General features: G+C 70.3%; 18 protein-coding genes. 9 read left to right on the forward strand and 9 right to left on the reverse strand.

What is annotated here, in order from left to right:
• The first annotated feature begins 2 nt into the window (after positions 1-2).
• Together BJY17_RS16195 and BJY17_RS16200 are read left to right on the forward strand one after the other, a co-directional pair.
• Positions 3-368, forward strand: coding sequence for a cupin domain-containing protein (locus tag BJY17_RS16195; RefSeq protein WP_179552273.1), 366 nt, complete (start codon positions 3-5; stop codon positions 366-368).
• Positions 369-446: 78 nt separating this feature from the next.
• Complete coding sequence (locus tag BJY17_RS16200) at positions 447-1019, forward strand: hypothetical protein (RefSeq protein ID WP_179552274.1); 573 nt, start codon at positions 447-449, stop codon at positions 1017-1019.
• A gap of 31 nt (positions 1020-1050) precedes the next feature.
• Here the strand turns inward: BJY17_RS16200 and BJY17_RS16205 are convergent, their stop codons facing one another.
• Entirely contained in the window at positions 1051-2316 is a 1266-nt protein-coding gene (locus BJY17_RS16205) for a glycosyltransferase (protein WP_179552275.1), read from the reverse strand.
• Between the two features lie 114 nt (positions 2317-2430).
• Between BJY17_RS16205 and BJY17_RS16210 the strand changes: the two genes are divergently transcribed.
• Both BJY17_RS16210 and BJY17_RS16215 read left to right on the forward strand, forming a co-directional pair.
• Entirely contained in the window at positions 2431-2919 is a 489-nt protein-coding gene (locus BJY17_RS16210) for a recombinase family protein (protein WP_179552276.1), read from the forward strand.
• Between the two features lie 59 nt (positions 2920-2978).
• Positions 2979-3452, forward strand: a complete 474-nt coding sequence (locus tag BJY17_RS16215) for a cupin domain-containing protein (RefSeq protein ID WP_179552277.1) — start codon at positions 2979-2981, stop codon at positions 3450-3452.
• 30 nt (positions 3453-3482) lie between these two features.
• Here the strand turns inward: BJY17_RS16215 and BJY17_RS16220 are convergent, their stop codons facing one another.
• The gene (locus BJY17_RS16220; RefSeq protein ID WP_179552278.1) at positions 3483-4148 is read right to left on the reverse strand and encodes a hypothetical protein; all 666 of its coding nucleotides are present in this window, start codon (positions 4146-4148) and stop codon (positions 3483-3485) included.
• A 153-nt stretch (positions 4149-4301) separates the two neighbouring features.
• Between BJY17_RS16220 and BJY17_RS18385 the strand changes: the two genes are divergently transcribed.
• The gene (locus tag BJY17_RS18385) at positions 4302-5765 is read left to right on the forward strand and encodes a helix-turn-helix domain-containing protein (protein WP_218889934.1); all 1464 of its coding nucleotides are present in this window, start codon (positions 4302-4304) and stop codon (positions 5763-5765) included.
• A gap of 119 nt (positions 5766-5884) precedes the next feature.
• On the opposite strand, the gene BJY17_RS16230 is transcribed toward BJY17_RS18385, so the two are convergent.
• From BJY17_RS16230 to BJY17_RS16240, 3 genes are read right to left on the reverse strand one after another with little or no spacing between them, the layout of a single operon-like run.
• Complete coding sequence (locus tag BJY17_RS16230; RefSeq protein WP_179552279.1) at positions 5885-6193, reverse strand: hypothetical protein; 309 nt, start codon at positions 6191-6193, stop codon at positions 5885-5887.
• Entirely contained in the window at positions 6190-6846 is a 657-nt protein-coding gene (locus BJY17_RS16235; protein ID WP_179552280.1) for a CatA-like O-acetyltransferase, read from the reverse strand. Before BJY17_RS16235 ends, BJY17_RS16230 begins: the two co-directional genes overlap by 4 nt.
• A gap of 54 nt (positions 6847-6900) precedes the next feature.
• The gene (locus tag BJY17_RS16240) at positions 6901-7644 is read right to left on the reverse strand and encodes a GbsR/MarR family transcriptional regulator (protein ID WP_179552281.1); all 744 of its coding nucleotides are present in this window, start codon (positions 7642-7644) and stop codon (positions 6901-6903) included.
• A 235-nt stretch (positions 7645-7879) separates the two neighbouring features.
• On the opposite strand from BJY17_RS16240, the gene BJY17_RS16245 reads away from it, so the two are divergent.
• Positions 7880-8551 (forward strand): DUF4097 family beta strand repeat-containing protein, encoded by a 672-nt coding sequence (locus BJY17_RS16245; RefSeq protein WP_179552282.1) that lies wholly within the window; start codon positions 7880-7882, stop codon positions 8549-8551.
• Positions 8552-8649: 98 nt separating this feature from the next.
• On the opposite strand, the gene BJY17_RS16250 is transcribed toward BJY17_RS16245, so the two are convergent.
• Together BJY17_RS16250 and BJY17_RS16255 are read right to left on the reverse strand one after the other, a co-directional pair.
• Positions 8650-9348 (reverse strand): hypothetical protein, encoded by a 699-nt coding sequence (locus BJY17_RS16250; protein ID WP_179552283.1) that lies wholly within the window; start codon positions 9346-9348, stop codon positions 8650-8652.
• A gap of 93 nt (positions 9349-9441) precedes the next feature.
• The gene (locus BJY17_RS16255; protein ID WP_179552284.1) at positions 9442-9864 is read right to left on the reverse strand and encodes an acyl-CoA thioesterase; all 423 of its coding nucleotides are present in this window, start codon (positions 9862-9864) and stop codon (positions 9442-9444) included.
• A 128-nt stretch (positions 9865-9992) separates the two neighbouring features.
• Here BJY17_RS16255 and BJY17_RS16260 point away from each other — a divergent pair, with 128 nt between their 5' ends.
• The 3 genes from BJY17_RS16260 (at position 9993) to BJY17_RS16270 (ending at position 12614) form a co-directional block, all read left to right on the forward strand.
• Positions 9993-11060: a winged helix DNA-binding domain-containing protein gene (locus BJY17_RS16260; RefSeq protein ID WP_179552285.1), complete on the forward strand. Its 1068-nt coding sequence runs from the start codon at positions 9993-9995 to the stop codon at positions 11058-11060.
• Positions 11061-11128: 68 nt separating this feature from the next.
• Positions 11129-11662: a dihydrofolate reductase family protein gene (locus BJY17_RS16265; RefSeq protein WP_275581164.1), complete on the forward strand. Its 534-nt coding sequence runs from the start codon at positions 11129-11131 to the stop codon at positions 11660-11662.
• Between the two features lie 55 nt (positions 11663-11717).
• Complete coding sequence (locus BJY17_RS16270; RefSeq protein WP_179552287.1) at positions 11718-12614, forward strand: TerC family protein; 897 nt, start codon at positions 11718-11720, stop codon at positions 12612-12614.
• A 3-nt stretch (positions 12615-12617) separates the two neighbouring features.
• Here BJY17_RS16270 and BJY17_RS16275 read toward each other — a convergent pair whose 3' ends face one another.
• Together BJY17_RS16275 and BJY17_RS18825 are read right to left on the reverse strand one after the other, a co-directional pair.
• Positions 12618-13193, reverse strand: a complete 576-nt coding sequence (locus BJY17_RS16275; protein ID WP_179552288.1) for a dienelactone hydrolase family protein — start codon at positions 13191-13193, stop codon at positions 12618-12620.
• 152 nt (positions 13194-13345) lie between these two features.
• On the reverse strand, positions 13346-15706 hold the full coding sequence (locus BJY17_RS18825; RefSeq protein WP_281371179.1) for a beta-N-acetylglucosaminidase domain-containing protein: 2361 nt from the start codon (positions 15704-15706) through the stop codon (positions 13346-13348).
• Positions 15707-15748: the final 42 nt, after the last annotated feature.

Here is a 15748-nt window from a genome sequence, read left to right on the forward strand (position 1 = left end):
CTATGAACCAGCAGCACCACGTCGCAGCGCTGCGCCCGCTCGAGCGCGACCTCGGCGAGCGCTCGCCGAAGCCGACCGCCGTGACCGACGGCATGCTCGAGGCATCCGATTCGCTCTGGGGTCGCGCCGGGCTCGACGTCGGCTACTGGGAGTGCACTCCCGGCCGCTTCACCGCGACCCGCGACGGCTACACGGAGATCTGCCAGATCCTCTCGGGGCGGGTCTCGATCGAGGTCGAAGGCGAGGCGCCCGTCACCCTCGAGGCCGGCGACACCCTGGTGATGCCGAGCGGATGGCGCGGGGTGTGGACCGTGCACGAGACGGTGCGCAAGCTCTACGTGATCGTCGACGACGCTCCCGCGCCCTAGATAGCACGCCGGTCACTTCCGCCGGGCGCTCGTCGTCGAGGACTTGTGGGGCGGCCCGTCGTGCGGAAGGGTGACGGCATGCACTACGCGGGTGAGCTCACTCCTGAGCAGTTCTGGGCGGTCGTCGACGATGTCGACGACCAGATCCGACGCACGTTCGCGGAGCGGCCGGTCTTCACGGTTCGCGGATGGCGCGGACGCACGATCCTCTCCGAGTGGGCGTTGGGCGATGGCGGCGGCATCCGCTCGCTCGCGTTCCTCCCTGCGGACTGGGACGGCGCGAACTTCGACGACCCCGATGTCAGGCCCCGCGTCGGGGTGCTCACCGACGTCGAGGAGCCGAGGCGCATACTGGCCGGACGCCTCGCGATCGAGGAATTCGTGCGCACGCACGAACCGCCCGGGCTCTTCGACGAGTCGCCGACGCCCGACGCGGTCGTCGAGCTGATGGTCGACGGCGCGGCCGAGCCCTTCGAGCTCTGGTCGGGCGGCGACGTGGTGCGTGCGGCCGGCCGCGTCGGTGGTGTCAGCGCCGTCATCGAGGCGGTCGGGCACCCGATCGAGGAGGTCGAGCTCGAGCGGCTGCACGACATCGACGACGTCTTGGCCGAGCGCCGACGATGGATCCGCTCGCAACGCGGCGGTATCTGAGCCCGCGCTGCGCCGGCCCGCTCCCGCGGCGCTACCCGAGCGTGTCGCCGCGCACGAGTGGAGCGCTCTCGAGCTCGTCGAGCAGTGCCGTGCCCGAGGCATCCCGCGCCACTTGCTCGCCGAGTCGCGCGGCGGCCTGCCGGTATCGATCGTCGCCGAGCACCCGGGCGATCGCCCTGCTGATCTTCTGCGATGAGGAGCGACGCGAGATCGCGACCCCCGCGCCGCGCTCCGTGACCCGTACGGCGTTGTCGGCCTGGTCGCGGCCGTGGTGCAGCACGACGAGCGGAAGCCCGGCGGCGAGCGTCTTGATGACCGTGCCGTGGCCGCCGTGGGTGACGACGAGGCTCGCGTGCCGCATGACCTCGCGATGCGGGGCGGATGCCACGACGGTCACGTTCGCGGGAGCGCTGATCGCACCCGGCTCGACGGCCGGCCCGGTGGTCACGACCCCGCGCACCGGCAGGTCGCCGAGTGCGTCGGCGATGCGCTGCAGGCACTCCACGTGGTTCTGGAACGTCGACGACATCGCGACGAGCACGAGCGGGTCGTCGCCGGCCGGCGGTGTCCACGGCTCGCCGGCAGCCCAGCTCGGGTCGTCGAGCACCGGCCCGACGTAGCGGGCGTTGGCCGGCAGCTCGGCAGGGAAGTCGAACGCTGCGGAGGTGAGCACGAGCTGGCGTCGCGCGTGCTGCATCTGGTTCCACATCGTCTCGACCGGCTCGAGGCCGTGGTCGGTGCGCACGGCGTTGAGGGGTTCGAGCGCGAACCGATCGAAGAGGCGCCGGCCGGCCGCTCCGAACGCCCGGTCGCGGAGCGCCCCCATCGGCCCGTGTCCGGGCTTGAGTCCGACGCCGAACGGCGGCATGCCCTTCGCGGGCAGTGCGTAGGTGTTCGGCACCAAGAGGTCGAACGGCACGCCGCGCGACTCGGCCGCGATCATCGCGCCGACGGCGAACGACGAGACCACGACGACGTCGGGCCCGAGTTCGTCGATCGCCGCGACCGTGTCGTCGGCCTGCACGGGCGCGGGGCCGACGATCATCTGCTCGGCCATCCCGCGGGCGATGCCGGGCGGGGTGCGGATCGCCCAGTCGTCGAACGGCTTCGTCACCCGCCCCGTCGTCGGCCGGAACCTCGCGCCGGCCGCGAGCGCCGGTGCCTCCAACGCATCGTCCGCGAGCACCGTGACGCGGTGGCCGCGGTCGGCGAGTCGCCGCACGACTCCCATCTCGGGAGGAACCGTGCCGCCGGCGTCGGTGAGCACGAACAGGTAGGTGCGAACGTTGTCGCTCATGCGCGGCACGTTACGCCCGACCCGCTTGCGCGGCATCCGTGCTTGCGCTGAGGCTCGCGGTCGCACTCGTCGGCGATCGGCGCGACAATGGGGGTTGGATCGAAGGGGCACGGCATGGCAGAGCTGAACGCAGAGGCGACGACGGATGAGTCGGCGGCCTCGTCGACCCAGGATGGCGCGCCCGCACCCGCACCCCACGGCCCGGGGCACCACGCCCTCGGCTGCCCCGAGTGCTTCGAGGAGCTGCAGCGCAACCAGGACTGGTGGAAGGCGCGGCCCGAGGGCGCCCGTCTCGTGGGTCTGGTCGTCGCACGCGACGACATGCCCTCGGTCGTCGAGCAGCGGAACGACCTCGCCGCCTTCGGCGTCGCGATCCTCGACTTCAAGCATCCTGCGGCAGAGGCCCCCGAGACCTGGGAGCAGCGCCTCGGCCGCCTGTTCGGCACGTTGCGCGCGGGCGATGTGCTCGTCGTGGCCAACGAACACGCGCTCGGCCGTGACCGTGATGAGGTCACGCGCGCGATCCGCACCCTCGCCCGGCACAACCTCGTGGTCAAGGTGCTGAGCCACGGCGCCCCGCACCTCGAAGACGCGCGCAGCTGAGCTGCGACCGGGTGCGCGAGGGCTGGCCGTCGCGCGGTATCCCGGCATAGTGTCGGGACATGAGCATCGACAACGGGCCTCAGCCGAACGTGTTCGACCTCGAGTCGGCCACCACGCAGAACGACACGTACCGCACCGTCGCGTGGAGCGGCAAGTACCTGCAGGTGACGCTCATGTCGATTCCCGTGGGCGAGTCGATCGGGCTCGAGGTGCACCCCGAGACCGACCAGTTCCTCCGTCTCGACGCCGGCCGTGGCCGCGTGAAGATGGGGCCGTCCGAGCACGACCTCCCGATCCAGCACGAGGTCTCCGACGGCTGGAGCATCCAGGTACCAGCCGGTACGTGGCACGACGTCGAGAACATCGGCGACGAGCCCATGCGGCTCTATGTCGTGTACGCGCCCGTGCATCACTCGGCCGGCATCGTGCAGGCCACCAAGGAGGACGCCGATCGCGACGAGGAGTCGGGCGTCGACGAGCCGCCCGCATGGGCGGTCGAGCCCGAGCAGGGGCGGCCCGACCAGCACGCCTGAGCCGTCCCTCCACGCGCTGCCGCCTCCTCATCAGGAGGTCTCCGTCACCGGGTCCGCGCTGCTCGTCGGCGTGTTCGTGTTCGTGCTGCTCGCGTGCCGTTCCCGCCCCGCGAGTTCGAGACTCCTGATCGCCGAGAGCTTCCGGAACGGCACGCTCGCCGCCGCGATGAGCGTGAGCATCAGCGCGAGGTCGAGCACCGCGAGCCACGCGCCGCGCGGTGTCGTGAGGGCGAGCGCGGCGCCGCGCATCATCGACCCGAGCATCAGGGCGACGGCGATCGAGACGCCGATGGCGAGGACGCCGCAGATCGCTCGGGCCCACATCGGGCGGCCGCCGCCGAAGGCGTATCCGCCGCCGATCGCGATGAGTGCGATGAGCACGGCGCCGCCGCCGAGTCCCTGCGTGAGCAGACCCACGAGGCCCCCAGGAATGAGCATCGGCGCGATCGCGAAGGCGAATGGGGAGGCGGCGCACCAGCGCAGCATCCGGCGTTCGCGAGCGGATGCCGCGGGGCCGACCGTCGAAGCCCAGCCGATCGCCGCCCCGACGATGAGTCCGGGCAGCAGCACGCCGACGAACGTGCCCCAGCTGAACGCGGAGATCGAGCCGCTGAGTTCGGCCATCCAGGCGCGCAACGCGCCTGCCCACGCGAGACCCGCGATGGCCCCGACCGAGATCAGCGCCCACCTGTTCATGCCGACGCCGCCTCAATGCGACGTGCCGCCCCGCCCGTCGCCGCCCGGGCGGCGATTCGCTCGTCCATGATGCCTCCTTCATCGAACTGTCCTGACAGTAGGCTGGCGACCACCCGCGATACATCCGTGGGACTACGCAATCCAGGGACGGGCATGCGTACCGAATCGGAGCGATCTGCACCGGATGCCGCCGCCGAGGCGCACCGGCTGCTCGAGACCGCCCGGCGTGAGGCTCGGGCCGGATCACGTGCCTCGGCCTGGGCGGCCTGCCGAGCGGCGGCGGCGATCGGGCGTCGAACGGGCGATGCCGTGATCGTCGCAACCGCGGCGACGTTGCTCTCCGATCGTGAGCTCGTCGAGTGGCGCACGACGTCCGACCGGCAGGCGATGTGCGTCGAGGCGCTGCGGATGCTCGGCGCCCCCGGCGACGACGACCCGGCCACGCGAGCGTTGCGGGAACGCGTCGAGGCGCAGCTCGAGGCGCTGTCGACCGGCTGGGCGGAGCACGTCGCAGTGCCGCGGGAGCGGTTGTCGCCCGCAGACGTGGAGGAGCGCTTCGCCGCGCTGCGGGTCGCGCATCGGCGCGCAGTCGGCCCTGGTGCTGCGGCTGCCCGGCTCGCGATGGCCGACGAGGCGATGGCGATCGGTCGTGCCGGCGATGACGACGAGGTGCTCGCGTACGGGCGCATGTGGCGCCTCGACTCGCTCGTGCAGCTCGGGCGGCGCCTCGAGTTCAACACGACCCTCGGTGAGTTCAGCGGCCTGGTTGAGCGGATGGCATCACCGATCTGGACGTGGCGCCTTGCGAACGTGCACGCGTGCCTCGCGCTCCTCGAAGACCGCCTGGAGGACGTGCCCGCCGCGGTCGCCGCAGCCGAACGCGCCGGTGTCGAGGCCGGGGTGTCGGATGCCGCAGACTTCGACCTCATCTTGCGATCCAACGTCGCCCAGCGCACCGGAGCGGGACTCGCGGACATCGAGGCGGAGGTGCGCGCGGTCATCGTGGACGGCCCGCTGTTCGCCCAGGGCTGGCGGGCGATCCTGTTGGCCGACCTCGGCCGCGCCGACGAGGCGGTCGCGATCTGGCGCACCCTCGCTCCGCACATCGCCGAGCTGCCGCCCGACTCCAACGAGGTGCTCGTCGCGACCGTCGGCCATGCCAGGCTGGCCATCCTCGCCGACGATCGGGAGCGCGCAGCAGAGGTGCTCGAGCTCCTCCGTCCCTTCGAGCACCTGCATGTCGCGGGTCCGGCGACGACTCCCTACGGCGGCCCCGTGTCGCTCACGCTCGCGGCGCTCGCGGACCACCTGGGCGACCGCGCCACTGCGCGCGCCTGGGCCGACGACGCGCGCGAACGAGCCGAGGTGATGGGCGCCCCGTGGTTCGTCGCCTCGTCGCGCGCCGTGCTCCGGGGCGGAACGACCCTCGCGCCGCTCTCGCCACGAGAGACGGAGGTCGCCCGCCGGGTCGCGGCCGGCGACTCGAACCGTGCGATCGCCGATTCGCTGTTCCTGTCCGAGCGCACCGTCGAGCAGCACGTGCGGAACATCATGCACAAGCTCGCGTTGCCGAATCGGACGGCGGTTGCGACCTGGGTCGCTCGCTCCGGGCGCTGACCGCCCGGATCGCTCACGCCCGAAGGGTGTGAAAGCATCGTCCGCGCCAATGCGCCGCGATCAGGCGTCACGCCGAGGCGTCACGCGGCCGGGAGCCGGCGCCGAGCAGCCTTCGCCGGCTACACCCGGGCGCGGATGCGGCCGGGGAGGAACGGCAGCGCGGGCGCCCGGTACACGAGCGCCGGTGCATGGTGCGGTTCGAGCGCGAACTCGGCTCGCCCGAAGCGCCACATGCGGTTGAACAGGTACACGCCGATCACCGCGGTCTCGTCAGCCGGCAGCTGCCAGGTGCCGATGCCCCATTGCGCGGGCTGTCCCAGGCCGCCGATCACGAGCGTCGGCCTCACGCGTGCGTACAGCGCGAACCACGGCTTGTGCAGTGTCAGCTCGATGCGCCGGGTGGGGGCGTCGGGCTGAGCGGATGTCACGCGCCCACCCAGCTCGCATCGGCCATGAGTGCCTCGAGGTCGCCCAGCAGCCGGGCCGTGTGGAACCCGTCGGCGGCGGCGTGGTGGATCTGCACGGCGACCGGCAACAGCGTGCGGCCGTCTCGCTCGACGTACCGGCCGAGGGTGAAGATCGGCAGCAGGTGGTTCGTGCCGCCGTCGATCTGCAGCGTGAATCCGGTGAAGCTCGTCCACGGCAGGCTCGATACGTCGAACACGTTCGGCGGCAGCGCGCCCTGCGGGAACATCGTGGTGGCGCTCGCCGTGGAGGCGAGCAGCTCGGCGGCGTGCTCGTGGAACCGACCGAAGTCGGGGTCGTAGCTCGCCCAGACCGCCGCGAACGTCTCGCCTTCGGCGTTGAACACCGTGAACGCCGGGTGCACGACCGGCCAGCTCGCCGCCTCGCCGTCATCGGTCAGCGCCATTCGGAACTCCCGGTACCGGTTCACGACCGTGGCGATCGCCCAGATCTGCGCGACGTACGTCTTGCGCGACGAGGAGCGCAGTGCGATCGCGAACTCCGTCACGTCGATCTCGACGGTGATGGCGTAGGTGCAGGGAACGCGGTGGCGGTAGTGCTCGAACGCCTCACGCCGCGGCCAGGTGGCGAGGTCGATCAGATCGGGGGTGGTCATTCCTCGATCGTCGCATGCCGCGGCGCACGCGAACCGCGCGCGCCGCGACATCCGTCAACGCTCGTCGGCGTTCTCGTCGGCATTCGTGGCGGGCATCGTCGAGAGGATCTCCCGCGCCTGCTCCGCTGCCCGGCTGATGCTCTCGGCGACGAAGTCGACGAAGCGGGCCATGTTCTGGAGCCGGTTGCCGGCCGGGGTGTCGCGTCCGAACACGTTGACACCGCGGCGGGCGGCCTCGGCGAGCTCGGCGTTGGAGCGGGCCGCGGCGATCATCGACTGGTACCAGGCGTCGTTGTCGGCCGAGTATCGCTCGCGCCGACCCGCCCCGACCTCACGGCGCACGAGTCCCACGTTCTCGAGCAGCGCGACCGCTTTGGAGACCGACGCGGGGCTGACCTGAAGGCGCTGCACCAGCTCCGCAGCGGTGAGGCTACCGGCGTCGGAGGTGTAGAGGCAGGTCAGCACCGAGGCCGCCATGCGGGGGAGTCCCGACTGCATGAGGATCGTGATGAACGCCTCCTCGTACTCGTGCACCGCGTCGGCATCGCGGCCGTGGGCCGGTGCGGGCGCGTGCTCGCCGCGCGGTGCCACCGGCTTGCGCTGATGCGTGCGGCGCTCCGTGGCCCGTTGCGCGAGATCGGCCCGGTAGGCCGCCGGGCCGCCGTTGCGCATCACCTCGCGGGTGATCGTCGAGGTCGGGCGATCGAGGCGTCTGGCGATCTCCGCATAGGCGAGGTCGTCGGCCAGGCCCATCGAGATCTGCTGGCGTTCGTGCTGGGTGAGCCTGCCTCCCGGCATGTCGGCCTCCTTCGTCGATGGATGCCTCCAGTATGACCTTCGTTTCACAGCCATTGCAACGATGGGCGTAGCCCTCATTGCGTTAGTTTCACGGCTGTTGCAACGATTATGCCGACCTGATCGGCTCTTTTTCGCTGACAATACAACTCGAGTGTTGCGTGATTCGTGAACGCAACGTAGCGTTACCGACATCAGAAACAACATCTGGAGCAACACCGACAGAAACGGAATCATCATGACGCAGAAGTTCGACACCCCCGCCCCCATCGCCGCCGTGCTCGACATCGCGGCGGGCCGCGTGCAGGTCATCGCCGCCGACCGGGTCGACACCGCGGTCGAGGTTCGCCCCGCCAACGCGTCGAAGAGCCGCGACGTGAAGGCGGCCGAAGGCACGACGGTCGACTACCGCGACGGCGTGCTGCGCATCGCGACCCCCTCGGGCAACCAGATCCTCGGCCCGTCGGGATCGGTCGAGGTCACGGTGCAGCTGCCCACCGGGTCCCGCATCGAGGCGAAGGCCGCCGCCGCCGAGTTCCGCGGGGTCGGACGCCTCGGCGACGTGGCATTCGACGGCGCCAACGGCACGATCAAGATCGACGAGGCTGCGAGCGTGCGGCTCTCGGCGCTCGCAGGCGACGTCGTGGTCGGCCGACTCAACGGTCCGGCCGAGATCAGCACCCAGAAGGGCGACATCCGCATCGCCGAGGCCGTGCGCGGCTCGGTCGTGCTGAGCGCACAGGCCGGCAACCTCTCGGTCGGCGTCGTGCCCGGGGCATCCGCGACGCTCGACGCGGGCACCACCTACGGCCGCGTGCAGAACTCGCTCAACAACACGAAGGGCGCCGACGCCGAGCTCGCCATCACGGCGACCACTGCGTACGGCGACATCGAGGCTCGGAGCCTCTGAGCCCCGAGCCCAGCGCATCACGCAGAGCCGCCGACGCCCCCAGTGGGCGTCGGCGGCTCGCTCGTCTCATCACGGCGAGCGATGACGGATGCTCCGGGCTACACGTGCCCGACGCCGAAGTTCCACGGCGCTGACACCCAGCTCGTCGTGCCGTCGACCTCCCAGGTGTTCACGGCGACCGAGTAGGCGTTCTCGTATTCGATGCCGGCCTGCTGCTCGCCGATGGCCTCGCCGGTCTCGACCCTCACCTGGTCGTGCCCGTTGCCGTACCACGGCTCGCCCGATGCGAGTGCGAGCGCCTCGACATCGTCGCCCGGTCGGAACCCGTTCACCGTGCGCACGCCCACGCCGTCGCCCACGACGGGCGAGGTGAAGCTCACACTCACGTTCATCTCCAGCGGGCCGCCGAGCTCGGCGCTGTCATCGTCGTCCCAGACGCGCAGCCCTTCCCAGAGGTACTGGGTGGCGGGCCGGCTCTCGAGGCCGCCGGCGCTCTCCGTCTGGGCGGGCTCGGCGGCGAGCACCGTCGACAGTGCGCTGACCAGGGTCGCCGCGTCGGCATCGTACGAGAGGGTCGTGACGACGACACCGGCGGCGTCGAGGAGGTCGAGCTGCTCGGGACGAACCACGATCTCGGCGACCGTGGTGAGCGGGTCCACTGATGGCGTCGGGCTCGGCGTTTCGATCGCCTCGGGCGAGGGGCTGGAGGCCGGAGTCGTGCCGAACGTGCACCCCGACAATGCGAAGACGGCGACGAGCGGCACGATGACTGCGGAGCGGCGGATTGGGGCGTTCATAGAGCTCCGTTTCGGGTGCGAACGAGAGGGACGCGCACACTCTACGGCTCGCGCCGGTCAGGCCAGTTCCGGGCGGGCACTGATGCGGGTGCGTCAGTCGCCGGGTTCGAAGAAGAGCGCCTGGAGTTCGTCGGGCCAGTCCGTGGCGCGCCGCGTGCGGCCGTCGACGTGGGCCACGACCATGAGGCACGTCGAGACCGTCGTGCCCGCGGCATCCGTCATCGTGCACTCGATCATCGCGTCGGGGCCTCGGAACTCGCGCACGAATGAGGTGATCGAGACCTCCTGGTCCGCGGTCACCGGCCTGATGAAGTCGATCTCCATGCGCCGCACCCACGTCATGAAGCCGAGCGAGCCGAGGGTGGGCAGATCCCAGCCGGCGTATCTCGCCAGCCCCTCCATGCGGTGGTCGGTGAAGTACCTGGCGTAGTTGCCGGTGCTCACGTGCTGGAACGGATCGAGCTCCGAGAAGGCGATGCGGTGCACGGTCTCGTAGACGATCGGCGTCGTCGTCATCGAACCCTCCTCGAGCTCGCGGGCACGTCGCGGCACAGGCTACGCCGATGCAGCGGACGCGGCCACCACGGCCGATTCCGCGGCGTGCGCTCTGGTACTCGGTGCCTGGCGCAAAATACCCTGCAGGGGTGATCACCGATCGAGACCTCGCCCGCTGGCGACTGCACTCGCAACTGCTCGCCGCACCCGTCGCGACCGCCGAAGACGTGGTGCGCTCCCTGACTGCGGTGCAGGCCGAGAACACCTCGCAGTCGGCGTGGGCGGTCGCCACGCGAACGGCCTCGCCCGACCAGGCCGATCTGGCCGGCGCGCTCGCCGACGGGCGAGTGCTGCGCATCCACGTGCTGCGCTCGACCTGGCACTACGTGCACGCCGACGACGCGCTCTGGCTGCAGGAGCTCACCGCGCCGCGGGTGATGCCGATCTTCGAGCAGCAGCTGCAGCCGATCGCGAGCCGATTGGAGGCGCTCGGCGCTGGGATCGAGGAGATGCTCGCGGAGTCGCCCGACCGCACCCGAGGCGACCTCGCCGAAGGCCTCGCCGAACGAGGCGAGCAGCTCACGGGCCAGCAGCTCATGCTGCTGCTCGGTCGACTCGAGGTGCAGCGCCTCGTCTGCAGCGGTGCGCCGCGCGACGGCGAGCACACGTATGCCCGCTTCACCGACCGCGTGCCCGATCCGCGCCGACTCGAACGCGACGAGGCGCTCGCCGAACTCGCCCTGCGCTATTTCACGTCGCACGGGCCGGCGACCGATCGCGACCTCGCCTACTGGGCGACCCTCACGGTGACCGACGTGCGGCGGGGCATCGCCGCGGTCGGCGATCGACTCGACTCCTTCGAGCACGACGGCCGAACGTTCTGGCACCTGCCCGGCGAAGCCCCGGCATCCGCTGCGCCAGCCGGCCACCTGCTGCAGGTGCTCGACGAGATGTACCGCGGCTATCAGGACTCGCGCTGGGTCATCGACGCCGACGGCGTGGTGCCGCGGGCGCGCGAGGCGGCGATCGGCATGGCGCTCGTCGACGCGCAGCTCGTGGCCGGCATGAAGCGCACGGTGTCGGCGAAGGCGGTCACGTTCGCGGTGCATCCGCACCGCACGCTGTCGACGCGCGAAGTCGGCGCCGTTCAGGATGCCGCGGAACGGTACGGCGAGTTTCTCGGGCGCGAGGCGCGCGTGCAGTTCGCCGGCGTCTGAAGAACGTCACCGGTCGGCACTCGTCGGGCCCCGTGACATCCGGCGCCCGAAGGCGCAGTCTGGAATGCATGGGAACAGTGACGATCTCTTTCGAAATGACACTCGACGGGGCGTTCGACCAGATGGAGCAGTGGTTCGACGACAACGAACCCGACCTGGTGCGCCACTCCGACGAACTCGTCTTCGGCGCCGACGCGGTGCTGCTCGGCCGTGAGAGCTACGAGTTCTTCCGCGAGTACTGGCCGGCCCAGACCGATGAGCGCGGCTTCGCGGCGCACTACAACGCGCTGCCGAAGTTCGTGGCCTCGACGACGCTGACGGGCCCGCTCGACTGGAACTCGACGCTCATCGAGGGCGACGTGGCCGAGGCGGTGCGGAGCCTGCGCGACCAGTACGGCTCGATCATCTCGCACGGCTACGGGCAGCTGGCGGCGACCCTCATGGATGCCGGGCTGGTCGATGAGGTGCACGCGGGCATCCACCCGTTCATCGTCGGCAATGCCGAGGATCGACTGCGCACGCCGCACCCGGTCGGCCTGCGGCTGCTCGAGGTGCAGGGCTCCGAGTCGGGCACCATCTTCGCGAGGTACGCGCCGGCCTAGCGAAAACGGCGGCGAAAGCGGCATCCGCTCGCGACTGCGCCTCTAACATGAGCGGGTGGACTTCTCCTTCGCATTCACGCCGGATCTCATCGCCGTCTTCGTGACGCTGTTCGTGCTCGAGGTCGTGCTCGGCGTCGACAACGTCATCTTCATCTCGATCCTCGCGTCGAAGCTCCCGATCGAGCAGCAGGCCCGCGCCCGCAACCTCGGCCTGACACTCGCCATGGTCATTCGCGTGGTGCTCGTGTTCTTCGCCGGATGGATCATCACGCTGAAGGAAGACGTCGTCGTGTGGTTCGGCATGGGCTTCTCGATCAAGGACTTCATCCTGATCGCGGGTGGCCTGTTCCTCGTCTACAAGGCGGTCACCGAGATCCACCACAAGCTCGAGGGCGCCGAAGAGGAGCACGGCGGTGCGGCGCCGAAGCGCATCACGTTCAGCTCGGTGCTGCTGCAGATCCTCGCGCTCGACATCGTGTTCTCGCTCGACTCGGTCATCACGGCCGTCGGCATGACCGAGAACCTCGTCGTCATCGTGACCGTCGTGGTGCTCTCGTTCGGCATCATGCTCTTCGCGTCGCGATTCATCTTCTCGTTCGTCAACCAGCACCCGACGGTGAAGATGCTCGCGCTGTCGTTCCTGCTGCTCATCGGCGTGTTCCTCATCGCCGAGGGCTTCGGCGTGCACATCGACAAGGCGCTCATCTACGCGCCGATGGCGTTCGCCATCCTCGTCGAGGCGCTGAACCTCGTCGCCTCGGCGCGCAAGGCCAAGCGCGAGCAGCGTCGGCAGGATGCCGTGCAGTTGCGCCCGCAGTACCCCGACGTCGACGAGTCGGTCGCCGTGTCGGCCGCGCTGTCGAGGGGCGAGGGTGCCGGCTCGGTCGGCCTCTCGAACCGCCCGGTCGCGGGCGAGTCGGATGCCGCGGAGGAGCGCGCCGGACTCGGTTGAGCGTCAGCCCACTCGCGCGAGGAACGCGAGCACGCGCTGCGTGAGCAGCGCGGCTGCCTCCGCGTCGTAGCTCGGCAGGCTGGAGTCGGCGAAGTAGTGCTGGTCGCCGGGGTAGAGGAAGAGCTCGGCATCGTCGGCCGCCTCGACGAGTTCGCGGGCGGCGTCGACGTCGCCCTCGTCCATGAAGATCGGGTCGGCGTCGGCGCCGTGGATCTGCACGGGCACGCCTGCCGGCCAGGAGCCGAACTCCGAGACGGGCATGCACGAGTAGAAGAACAGCGCGCCACGCGCGCCGGCGCGGGTCTGCGCGAGCTTCTGAGCGGGCACGACCCCGAGCGAGAATCCTCCGTAGACGAGCTCGTTCGGGAGTTCTGCTGCGGCGCGCTCGCCACGGGCCATGATCTCGTCCCAGCCGACCTCGCGGGCGTAGCCGACGCCCTCCTCGATCGTCGCGAACGTGCGCCCCTCGAAGAGGTCGGGCGTGTGCACCGTGTGACCGGCGGCGCGCAACTCGTCGGCGAAGGCGTGCAGGCCTTCGGTGGGACCGAGCGCGTGGTGGAAGAGCAGTACCTCTGACATCGTGATTCCCCGTTCGAGAGCGATCTGGCGATTCCGAACGCGAAGTTACCGGCTGGGTACGACATTGTCGACCGGTTGCGAAAGCGAGGTGCCCTCCCGCTCGGTGCGAGCGGGAGGGCACCCCTTTCAGTCGGCGATCAGATCACGTGGCATCAGCTCGTCGCGTAGACGCCGAGCTCCCAGATCGAGTAGCCCCAGGTCGACTTGCGGTCGATGCCCTGCATGCGCACGTACTGCACCGGCTCGCTCTCGTCGAAGGTGTAGACGTCGAGCGCGCAGGTCGAGTCGTCGACCGTGCGGATCGTCGTCCACGTCGTGCCGTCGGTCGACGTCTGCAGTTCGTAGGCGTTGGCGCACGCGGCCTCCCAGTTGACCGTGATGCCGCGCACGACCGTCGGCTCGGCGAGCTTCACCTGCACCCACGAGTCGTCGCTGTAGCCCGACGCCCAGCGCGTCGACGGGTTGTCGTCGTTGACGTTCTTGGCGCCGAACTGCGGCACCTCGGTGCTCGAGGCGGTCGCCGTGCCGTTCGGCGCGACGTTGACCACGTCGCCCGCGTCCCACATGGCGAGGGTGAACCCGATGCGGCCGTGGAAGGCGTCGAGCACGCCGTCGGCGATCTTCACCTTGGCCTTGCCCCACGAGTTGTCGGGCGGGTCGACGACGACGGCCGCCGCCTGCGCCGCCGTGGCCTTCGCCGAGGCGGCGAGCTCGTCGGATGCCGCGGTGTCGCCGTCGATCCGTGCCTGCACGGCGTCGAGCAGCTCGACGGTCGACTCGCCCCACAGGGCGGCGGCGTCGAGCCACGGGCTCGAGTCCGACACGAAAGCAGGGTCGGTGGTGCCGGTGCGGATCGCCTCGGGGGCGTCGGCGATGGACTGGGCGTAGGTGCGCAGCTCGGCGACGGCGCCGGCCTTGTCGCCGGCGCTCCAGCTCTCCCAGAACTCCGCGATGCGTGCCGTGAGCTCGGGAGCCTGCGGCTGCCACGGCGCACCGAAGCTCGGGGCGAGGTGGTTGAGGTCGGCGAAGACGCGGAGCGCAGCGGTCGTCGCGGCATCCCCGCTCGCAAGGTAGTCGAGCGCCCGCGACCAGTTGTGGCCGGCGTCGTACGCCTCGTCGTTCCAGGTGAAGTCGGCGACGCCGAAGATCGCGATCTTGCTGGCGGCGGCCTGGTTCATCGGGTTGGAGACGATGCCCGCGAGGTACTCGCCGAGCCCGGCCTCGCGCTTGTCGTACGGCGCCATGAGCAGGCGGCCCGAGGTGTTGCCGTAGTCGTTGACCGGGTAGTTGTCCCAGAGGAACGTCGGGCCGCCGAACACCGTCGCGGCCTTCTTGGCCTGGTCGACGGTCACCGACTGCGGAACGACTCCTTCGCCGGTCCACATGACGACGACGTCCTCGTCCATGGTGCGGAGTGCCGTCTTGTAGCCGGAGTCGGCCGTGTTCGAGTACTCGGTCGGCACCATCTGCAGCGGGTGCACGCCGTCGTGCGTCTCGACGAACTCCTTCTGCACGCGGTCGAGGAAGGCGGCCTGTGCGACGCCCGCGGTGCGCGCGCTCGGCGCGCCGAACGTCGCGCGGTCGCCGTCGCAGTGCCAGCGGCCGTAGTCGATGTCGTCGAGCGGGATGTTGAACGCGCGCACCCCGAGGTCGTACATCTGCTGCAGCTTGGTCGCGAGTGCCTGGTAGTCGGCGTCGCTCGAGTAGCAGACGCTGTTGCCGGGCGAGAGCGCGAAGGTGAACCGCACGTGATTGTCGGTCGCGGTGTTCACCAGTTCGCCGAGCTCCGCGAGCTTGTCGGCGGGGTAGGGCTCGCGCCAGCGATCGCGGTGGTAGGGGTCGTCCTTCGGTGCGTAGATGTAGGTGTTCGCTTTGACGTCGCCGTAGAACTCGAGCTGGTCGAGTCGCTCCTCGTGCGACCAGGGCTCACCGTAGAAACCCTCGATCGTTCCGCGCAGCGGCATCGACGGGAAGTCGCTGATCGACGCGCCGGCGATGCGGTAGCCGCCGTCGTCTTTCGGCACGAACAGCTGGTCGAGGGTCTTGACGGCGTAGTACTGCCCGGCCGCGTCGACGCCGCCGAGTGCGACGGTGCCGAGCGGGCCGGCGGAGGCATCTGCCAGGAGCGCGTAGCCCTCGGCGTGCTTCGGTGCCTCGGTGTCGCCGAGTGCCGCTTCGATGTCGGCGCGCGAGGTCGCACCGAGCTTGATCGTGAGCGGTGCCCGGCCGGTGGCCTCGGCGCGTTCGTCGATGCGGTCGACGCCGTGCTCGCTCAGCGTCTCGCGCAGTTCGGCGAGCGCCGCGGCATCCGTGCCGTCGTCGACGACGATCTCGACGCGGCCCGGCACGTTGAGGTCGGAGCCGGCGCGGGTCATCGACTGGGGAGTCGGGCTCACCGGCGGCAGCGGGCCCGATGGCGGCGCTGCCGACGCCGAGAGCGGCGTGAGCAACCCCGCTATGGCGACGGCGGAGATTCCCACCGTGGCGAACGTCTTGCGAATTGTCTGCATCATTGCCTCCAACTGTCTCGACGACTCGGCGTCAACGTGCTGCCG

The organism is Agromyces hippuratus, assembly GCF_013410355.1.
Lineage (GTDB): Bacteria > Actinomycetota > Actinomycetes > Actinomycetales > Microbacteriaceae > Agromyces > Agromyces hippuratus.

What these genes read in the sequence shown, in the direction of transcription:
- BJY17_RS16195 (WP_179552273.1), top strand. Translation starts at nt 3, where the DNA reads ATGAACCAGCAGCACCACGTCGCAGCGCTGCGCCCGCTCGAGCGCGAC.
- BJY17_RS16200 (WP_179552274.1), top strand. Translation starts at nt 447, where the DNA reads ATGCACTACGCGGGTGAGCTCACTCCTGAGCAGTTCTGGGCGGTCGTC.
- BJY17_RS16205 (WP_179552275.1), bottom strand. Translation starts at nt 2,316, where the DNA reads ATGAGCGACAACGTTCGCACCTACCTGTTCGTGCTCACCGACGCCGGC.
- BJY17_RS16210 (WP_179552276.1), top strand. Translation starts at nt 2,431, where the DNA reads ATGGCAGAGCTGAACGCAGAGGCGACGACGGATGAGTCGGCGGCCTCG.
- BJY17_RS16215 (WP_179552277.1), top strand. Translation starts at nt 2,979, where the DNA reads ATGAGCATCGACAACGGGCCTCAGCCGAACGTGTTCGACCTCGAGTCG.
- BJY17_RS16220 (WP_179552278.1), bottom strand. Translation starts at nt 4,148, where the DNA reads ATGAACAGGTGGGCGCTGATCTCGGTCGGGGCCATCGCGGGTCTCGCG.
- BJY17_RS18385 (WP_218889934.1), top strand. Translation starts at nt 4,302, where the DNA reads ATGCGTACCGAATCGGAGCGATCTGCACCGGATGCCGCCGCCGAGGCG.
- BJY17_RS16235 (WP_179552280.1), bottom strand. Translation starts at nt 6,846, where the DNA reads ATGACCACCCCCGATCTGATCGACCTCGCCACCTGGCCGCGGCGTGAG.
- BJY17_RS16240 (WP_179552281.1), bottom strand. Translation starts at nt 7,644, where the DNA reads ATGCCGGGAGGCAGGCTCACCCAGCACGAACGCCAGCAGATCTCGATG.
- BJY17_RS16245 (WP_179552282.1), top strand. Translation starts at nt 7,880, where the DNA reads ATGACGCAGAAGTTCGACACCCCCGCCCCCATCGCCGCCGTGCTCGAC.
- BJY17_RS16250 (WP_179552283.1), bottom strand. Translation starts at nt 9,348, where the DNA reads ATGAACGCCCCAATCCGCCGCTCCGCAGTCATCGTGCCGCTCGTCGCC.
- BJY17_RS16255 (WP_179552284.1), bottom strand. Translation starts at nt 9,864, where the DNA reads ATGACGACGACGCCGATCGTCTACGAGACCGTGCACCGCATCGCCTTC.
- BJY17_RS16265 (WP_275581164.1), top strand. Translation starts at nt 11,129, where the DNA reads ATGGGAACAGTGACGATCTCTTTCGAAATGACACTCGACGGGGCGTTC.
- BJY17_RS16275 (WP_179552288.1), bottom strand. Translation starts at nt 13,193, where the DNA reads ATGTCAGAGGTACTGCTCTTCCACCACGCGCTCGGTCCCACCGAAGGC.
- BJY17_RS18825 (WP_281371179.1), bottom strand. Translation starts at nt 15,706, where the DNA reads ATGATGCAGACAATTCGCAAGACGTTCGCCACGGTGGGAATCTCCGCC.